We start from the raw sequence: 6,301 nt of genomic DNA, 5'->3' as shown, positions 1-6,301 counted from the left end.
GCTCACCAGATTGGTGCCCTGATTCTTGCAGCGGATACGACGTAGACACTCGCATCCTCGCAGGTCAGCGGCACCATTCTGCTATCGGGGCGTCAGATCACCCAATTCCGCTGAATATCCAGGGCTAGTACTCCAGTCGTAGATCGTGATCTTCATGCCTGAGTAGCTTGTCGACGGTAGTGGCTGGCCTGGGATCGGGCCTGGTGGCGGCGCCGCCAGTCGGACCAACCGAGCCGGTGGGCGGCATCGTGGACGGGGTGGACAACGAGGGTGATGAACAGGCGCTGGATCTCGTTGCAGGTGAGCGGAATGAGGGCATCGGGTGCGGGGTGGGTGTACTCGTCTGCGCGTACGACGGCGAGGAAGGCGTGGGCGAGCATGGCGAGGGTGACCCAGCGGGACCAGGAGGCATAGCGGCGGACCTGGTGCTCGTCGAGTGCGGCCAGGCCGTTGCCCGATTGGAAGAACTCCTCCACCCGCCATCTTGATCCAGCGACTCTGACCAACTCGGTCAGCGGCACGGGTTCGGGCGAGTAGCAGCGGTAATAGGCGAGTTCGCCGGTGCTGCGGCTACGGCGGATCAGCAGCTGACGACTCCCGGGTCGGGGGTCGGCGAGGTCGATGACTGCCCAGTCGTAGAAACGGTGGCCCTTGGCCCCGGCCCCTGCGGAGAGCTTCTGCCAGGCCCGCTTGGGCACCTTCTTGGCCAGAGTGTCCGCACGGGACTTCCCAGCACCGGTGGTGACTTCATGCGAGCAGGCCACCGCGAGGACGTAGCCGGTGCCGCGTTCCTCCAGCGCAGTGCGCAGGGTCGGGTTGCCACCGTAGACTCCGTCTCCGGCGACCCAGGCTGCCCGGTGGCCGGCGTCTAGGAACCGGGTAACCATGCGAGCGGCCAGTTCCGGCTTGGTAGCAAACCCGGTCTTCTCACCGAGTCCGGCGGCCCGGCAGCGGTCGGGGTCGGAAGTCCAGGAACGCGGAACGTAGAGTTCCCGGTCCACTGCGGCGTGCCCGCGCTGACCCGCGTAGACCAGGTAGACGGCGACCTGGGCGTTCTCGATCCTGCCCGCGGTGCCGGTGTACTGGCGCTGAACACCGACGGTGTCGGTGCCCTTCTTCACGTCGCCGGTTTCGTCGACGACCAGAACCGCCTGGTCGTCCTGCAGATGCTCCACCACGTAGGCACGCACGTCGTCGCGGACCTGGTCTGCGTCCCACTTGGCCCGCCCGAGCAGGTGCTGCATGCCCTCGGGGGTACTCTCCCCGGTCCACTCGGCGATGGTCCAGCAGTTCTTGCGCGGCAGGTCCGACAGCAGCCCGAGCACCAACCGGCCGACCCGACGTCGGGGTTCGACCCGTCTGAACCGGCCTGCTATCCGGGCCATCAGGCTCTCGAACGCCTCCTGCCAGCGGGCAGGGTCTACGCTGTGACCTGTGGCCACCACATGATCGTTTTTCTTCACACGCCGATGATCAGCGGTGGCCGTACGTGTGTCGTCACCAGCCCCCGGGGCAACACCGGGCCCGCGGCGGAGCCCTAGCTAGCGCTGCCTACGGCAGGAGCCAGCGAGCACCAGACCTCCGGCCGCCGCCGATTACCGGGTGCGCTCAGTGCGGTCGTCGTAATCCTCGCGGGCGGTGATGACTTCCTCGATGTGTCGCACCGACCACTCCGTGAGCGCCTTCAGCGGTTCCCGCAGCGTCTGGCCGAGCGCGGTCAGTTCATACTCCACGTGCGGCGGCACCTCTGGGTAGACGGTCCGGCTGACCAGCCCGTCGCGTTCGAGGGTGCGCAGCGTCTGGGTGAGCATCTTCTCGCTCACGCCCGCCAGCGCCTGCCGGAGCTGGCTGAACCGGGAGGTCCCGTTCCGGCCGAGCTCGCCCAGCACGAGGACCGCCCACTTGCTGCCGATCTGATCGAGCAGGTCGCGCGAGGGGCAGCCGCGCTCGTACGGATCGAATGACGGTATGGGCCCGGTCGCGTTCTCGACAGCCGCCATACGGCTCACCTCAATGCTTTCGTTCGGGTAAGTACCCTACCAAGAAGTGGCTACTTCCTAATAGAGAGTGTCCAGGTCATCCTGTATTCCATCCCGCCGCGGACGGACCGCGTCAGGCGCGCGAGCACGCGCGGAAGGAAGGAATGACCATCATGTCGATCGTCATCACCGGAGCCACCGGCCAACTGGGCAGGCTCACCGTCGAGGCGCTGCTGCGGCGCGGGATCCCGGCCGCGGACATCATCGCGACCGGCCGGGACATCACCGGGATCAAGGACCTGGCCGACCGAGGCATCACGGTACGCCGCGCCGACTTCGCGGACACCGACAGCCTGGCCGAGGCCTTCGCGGGGGCGGACAGGCTGCTGCTGATCTCGGCCTCGGTCCCCGTGGACGAGCGGGTCGCCAACCACCGCCGCGTGATCGACGCCGCGGCGGCCGAGGGCGTGTCGCTGATGGCGTACACGAGCACGACGCACGCGGACACGGCCACCACCATCATCGGCGCCACGCACGGCGAGACGGAAGAGTACCTGCGGGACCGCGGAATCCCCAGCGTGCTGCTGCGCAACGGCTGGTACCTGGAGAACTACACCAGCCAGCTGCCGCAGATCCTGCAGAACGGCGCCGTCGTCGGCGCCGCGGGCGAGGGGCGGATCAGCGCCGCGTCCCGCGCCGACTACGCCGAGGCCGCGGCGGTCGTCCTCACCGCCGAAGGCCACACCGGCGCCGTGTACCAACTCGGCGGCGACGAATCCTTCACGCTGACTGAGCTCGCCGCCGCGATCTCCACTGCGGCCGGAAATCAGGTCACCTACGCCGACCTCCCGGTGACCGAGTTCGCCCGGGCACTGGCCGCCGCGGGCCTACCCGCCGTGCTGGCGGAGGTCCTCGCTGACGCCGACCTCGGCATGAGCCGCGGCGAGATGTACACCGATTCCGGCGATTTGCGCCGCCTGATCGGCCGCCCGCCCGTGACCCTGGCCGAGGCACTCGCGGTCGCCCTGCGTTAACCCGGGCGGGCAATGCGGGAGGAATAGGATCCTCGCTGCCTGCGCGAAGCTGATGAGAATCCCGTGATAGTACGGATTGCCCGGGATACTGCGCTGGGCTACGGACAGCGCGCCGGCCGCAGGGGCGTCGACCGTACTGAGACTCACAACACGACCGACAGCTAGCTGATAGATGCCGGTAAGCCAGGGATCCTTGGAGCGTGGCCATCCAGCATGATGATCACGAACTACGGCTGGAGTACTAGGTGGTTGCACGCGACCGTATGGTTCCGCTTGTCAACATGAGCATTCGTGTTTGCGTTGCCCCATGCTCGCCATAAACCCGAAAATGCTGCCCCGCCTCGACGAGATCGAGGACGACCTGCTGGCCCGCCGAGCCCGCGCCGAACGCGAAGCGTGGCTCGGTGAGGTTGATGGTATCGACCTCACCCTCACTTACCTCCGGCAGAAACGGGAGGAGACCAAACGTCTTGCCCGTGTCGCACCAGTTGACCTGGGCATACCAACGATCACCACGTCCGGATGACCGGCCCCGGCTGGATCGCCCTGAATGCATTGCGGTGGCAGCCGACGGCACCATTGAACGCCCTCATCGCGGCATGAGCGGATGTGGGACGAGGGTGGTTCAGACGAGATCTTGGGGGTGCAGCACGATGCGCCCGTGGGTCTTGCGGTCGGCCAAGGCCTGATAGGCGTCGCGCACGGCGGTGAGTGGGTACGTTGCGGCGATGGGGATGTGCAGGTCGCCGGTAGCGGCGAGGGCGGCCAGTTCGGCCAGCGCCGGGGGGCCGCCGGCATCGGTCGTTCCGAGAGATTTGACGCCCTTCTCTTTCGCTCCGCGATAGTCGACGACGGTGTCGATGCGGTCTATCGGAACGCCGAGGTTGATGGCGAGGTCGATGTAGCCGCCACCGACGGCGTCGATGAAGGCATCGGCTCGGTCGGTCGTGGCGAGGATCCGCTCCTGCTCGCCGTCGCCGTATTGGACAGGCCGGATGCCATGTTGCCGGAGCAGGTCGAAATGTGCGTCGCTGGTCAGACCGATCACCGTCGCTCCGGCACGGAGTGCGAGCTGGGCGGCGGTGAACCCGACGCCGCCCGATGCGCCCGAGATCACGATGGTCTCGCCCGGCCGGGGTTCAACCGCCCGGATGGCACCGAGGCCCGCCATCGGTGTGGTATAGAGCGAGCCCGCCACGTCCCAGGAGAGGGCTTGAGGCTTGCTCACTAGCTGGACTGCGGGGATGGCGACGAACTGGGCGTGGGCGTCCCAGCTCTGGAGCCTGCCCAGCACCGCGTCACCGACGGTGAAGCCGAGCACGTCGGCACCGACCGCAACGACTTCACCGGCGAGATCGCGACCCGGCGTATACGAACTGCCGTGCAGCGCCGGTAGCGCCCCGGGGTTGAGCGCACCGGCCTCGACCCGCACCACCACCTCGCCCGGGCTGGCCACGGGCTCGGGGACGTCCGCGAGGTAAATCCCGTCGATGCCCGAAAAACGGTCATAGCGTACTGCTTTCATCATGTCTCCCAGTTTGCGAGCGATTCGAATCGGCCGGATCGCGCGAGAGGACGCTCAGGTACGGCGCAGGAGTGGCAAGAGGATGTCGTCGACGAGATGCGCAACGAAGGCGGCGTCGCACGGCTCGCCCACGACCACGATGCGATGCACGATCACCGCGGAAGCGACCTCGGCAAAGAGCGTTGCCGCCCCGGGCGCCAGTCGCTCGGCCGCTTGGCGAACAAGTCCGTCCGTCATCGCGGTCTCGTCCCGCCGCAGGATCCGCCGCATCGCCTGGGCGAGCCGCGCGTCGTTGCGCATGCCGGCGAACAGTGCCCCGAGCAGACCCACGTCCTGTTCGGAGATGCTCCGCGCGAGCCATGCCGCCAGGGAATGCACGTCCTCCCGGAGACTCTCTCCCGCAGGCTGTGGGGGCTTCGCGGGCGCGCGGCGCTCGACCGCTGCGGCGACCAGCGCCGCCTTGTCGCGGTACCGGCGGTAGATCGTCGTCTTCGCTGCCCCGGAACGCCCAGCCACCGCCTCCATCGAGAGCTGCTCGTATCCCACCTCGGTCAGCAGTGACAGTGTCGCGTCAAGAATGGCCAGGTCACGGCTGGAATCCCGCGGCCGTCCCATCACCGAGGGCTGAGTCATGCCGCTGGACTCCGAAGTACCCACCCGGCACTCACTTTCGCTACGCTACCGTTTCGTATCGAAAATACCCTGGTTCGATCCAGCCTGCAAGCTGCGGCTTTCCGCGCCAGCCCAAGGCCAGGTGTCCGCTCATCGGCAATAGCGGATGTTCCGAGGCACTGTTGCTGCGCGCCGACCCATGGACGGCAAGCGGGTCGAGTTCACCTACGAAGAGGCCCAGCAGGACAGCTTCCGCTTCCGTGCGACCCGCGTCCGCAAACCTTGACACCCTATCCAAGATCAAGGTTGACAAGTGCAGAGAGACTTCGAACACCGCAAGGTCGCACTCGGAGACTGCGGACGCGCCTATGGGACCAGCTGTGTTCACGAGCACAGTTGCGTCAGGTGCCCCCTTCTTCGGACCGATCCCGCCCAGCGCTCCCGGCTGGTGGACATCCGCGACAACCTCATCGCCCGTATCGCCGAAGCCCAGCGCGAGGGCTGGGCCGGTGAGGCCGAGGGACTCAAGGTCAGCCTCGCCGCCGCGAACGCCAAGCTCGCCCAGGTCGACGGCACCATCGCCCGACGCGACACGGCCGTCGGTCTGGGCATGCCCACCTTCCCCGAGATCGCCGGCCGCGAAACTGCACCCGAAACGGACCCGACATGACCTCGCCCGCCGCCCTCACCTCAGCGCTCCGCCACCACCCCGAGGGCTCCTACTGTCTGGCCGCCGCCGCAGACCTGCTGATCTCTCAGCGCTGGTTGCATCGCGGAGACTTCACCGATCGCTTCATCACCATCGGCCCTGCGGCCTTCGACGACAGGACCACGGCCTGCGTCGACTGGCCAGCCGCGATCAATGCCCTCGATGCTGGCGACCTCGCCTGTTCCGGGGGCGAGCAACGGATGCTCAGGCTCACCGCCGGCCTGGCGGACGGCATCCCCGTCGATCTCCGAGATGCCCTCACCGGTATCGACAGCACCAACGTCCAACTGCTGGTCAGGGCTGTTCTCCACGCGTGGGAGTGTCAACTTAACGGCTGATCTGGGTTGTCGAGTTCTAGTTGTTGGCGGGGGTCAGGCGTCCTTCGAAGGCGATCTGGAAGGCGTTCAGCGGGGCCTTCCAGCGCATGGTCCACCTCTTGCGG

The 6,301-nt window shown here is 67.2% G+C and carries 8 protein-coding genes; 4 read left to right on the top strand and 4 right to left on the bottom strand.

The window, feature by feature from the left end; translation table 11 throughout:
• Positions 1 to 152: 152 nt before the first annotated feature.
• Together FCI23_RS53455 and FCI23_RS53450 are read right to left on the bottom strand one after the other, a co-directional pair.
• Positions 153 to 1,385: an IS701 family transposase gene (locus FCI23_RS53455; RefSeq protein ID WP_136731388.1), complete on the bottom strand. Its 1,233-nt coding sequence runs from the start codon at positions 1,383 to 1,385 to the stop codon at positions 153 to 155.
• A gap of 210 nt (positions 1,386 to 1,595) precedes the next feature.
• The gene (locus FCI23_RS53450; protein WP_136731384.1) at positions 1,596 to 2,000 is read right to left on the bottom strand and encodes a winged helix-turn-helix transcriptional regulator; all 405 of its coding nucleotides are present in this window, start codon (positions 1,998 to 2,000) and stop codon (positions 1,596 to 1,598) included.
• A gap of 143 nt (positions 2,001 to 2,143) precedes the next feature.
• On the opposite strand from FCI23_RS53450, the gene FCI23_RS53445 reads away from it, so the two are divergent.
• Together FCI23_RS53445 and FCI23_RS53440 are read left to right on the top strand one after the other, a co-directional pair.
• On the top strand, positions 2,144 to 3,013 hold the full coding sequence (locus FCI23_RS53445; protein ID WP_136731382.1) for an SDR family oxidoreductase: 870 nt from the start codon (positions 2,144 to 2,146) through the stop codon (positions 3,011 to 3,013).
• Between the two features lie 307 nt (positions 3,014 to 3,320).
• Positions 3,321 to 3,539 carry a recombinase gene (locus FCI23_RS53440; protein ID WP_136731380.1) on the top strand — a complete coding sequence of 73 codons (219 nt, stop codon included), beginning with the start codon at positions 3,321 to 3,323 and terminating at the stop codon, positions 3,537 to 3,539.
• A gap of 99 nt (positions 3,540 to 3,638) precedes the next feature.
• Here the strand turns inward: FCI23_RS53440 and FCI23_RS53435 are convergent, their stop codons facing one another.
• Together FCI23_RS53435 and FCI23_RS53430 are read right to left on the bottom strand one after the other, a co-directional pair.
• Positions 3,639 to 4,541 carry an NADP-dependent oxidoreductase gene (locus tag FCI23_RS53435; RefSeq protein ID WP_211265883.1) on the bottom strand — a complete coding sequence of 301 codons (903 nt, stop codon included), beginning with the start codon at positions 4,539 to 4,541 and terminating at the stop codon, positions 3,639 to 3,641.
• Between the two features lie 51 nt (positions 4,542 to 4,592).
• A complete protein-coding gene (locus FCI23_RS53430; protein WP_211265882.1) occupies positions 4,593 to 5,153 on the bottom strand; it encodes a TetR/AcrR family transcriptional regulator in 561 nt (186 codons plus the stop codon).
• A 310-nt stretch (positions 5,154 to 5,463) separates the two neighbouring features.
• On the opposite strand from FCI23_RS53430, the gene FCI23_RS62015 reads away from it, so the two are divergent.
• The gene (locus tag FCI23_RS62015) at positions 5,464 to 5,820 is read left to right on the top strand and encodes a hypothetical protein (RefSeq protein WP_246144897.1); all 357 of its coding nucleotides are present in this window, start codon (positions 5,464 to 5,466) and stop codon (positions 5,818 to 5,820) included.
• Entirely contained in the window at positions 5,817 to 6,197 is a 381-nt protein-coding gene (locus FCI23_RS53415) for a hypothetical protein (protein WP_136731376.1), read from the top strand. Before FCI23_RS62015 ends, FCI23_RS53415 begins: the two co-directional genes overlap by 4 nt.
• The last annotated feature ends 104 nt before the right edge of the window (positions 6,198 to 6,301 follow it).

Origin of the sequence: Actinacidiphila oryziradicis, assembly GCF_005047355.1 — a bacterium.
GTDB classification, from domain to species: domain Bacteria; phylum Actinomycetota; class Actinomycetes; order Streptomycetales; family Streptomycetaceae; genus Actinacidiphila; species Actinacidiphila oryziradicis.
The sequence above is the reverse complement of the archived record's forward strand: the minus strand, read 5'-3'. Positions and strand labels throughout refer to the sequence as shown.

Excerpts from the sequence above, each read along its gene's own strand:
- FCI23_RS53455 (WP_136731388.1), bottom strand. The coding sequence starts at position 1,385 with ATGGCCCGGATAGCAGGCCGGTTCAGACGGGTCGAACCCCGACGTCGG.
- FCI23_RS53450 (WP_136731384.1), bottom strand. The coding sequence starts at position 2,000 with ATGGCGGCTGTCGAGAACGCGACCGGGCCCATACCGTCATTCGATCCG.
- FCI23_RS53445 (WP_136731382.1), top strand. The coding sequence starts at position 2,144 with ATGACCATCATGTCGATCGTCATCACCGGAGCCACCGGCCAACTGGGC.
- FCI23_RS53440 (WP_136731380.1), top strand. The coding sequence starts at position 3,321 with ATGCTCGCCATAAACCCGAAAATGCTGCCCCGCCTCGACGAGATCGAG.
- FCI23_RS53435 (WP_211265883.1), bottom strand. The coding sequence starts at position 4,541 with ATGATGAAAGCAGTACGCTATGACCGTTTTTCGGGCATCGACGGGATT.
- FCI23_RS53430 (WP_211265882.1), bottom strand. The coding sequence starts at position 5,153 with ATGGGACGGCCGCGGGATTCCAGCCGTGACCTGGCCATTCTTGACGCG.
- FCI23_RS53415 (WP_136731376.1), top strand. The coding sequence starts at position 5,817 with ATGACCTCGCCCGCCGCCCTCACCTCAGCGCTCCGCCACCACCCCGAG.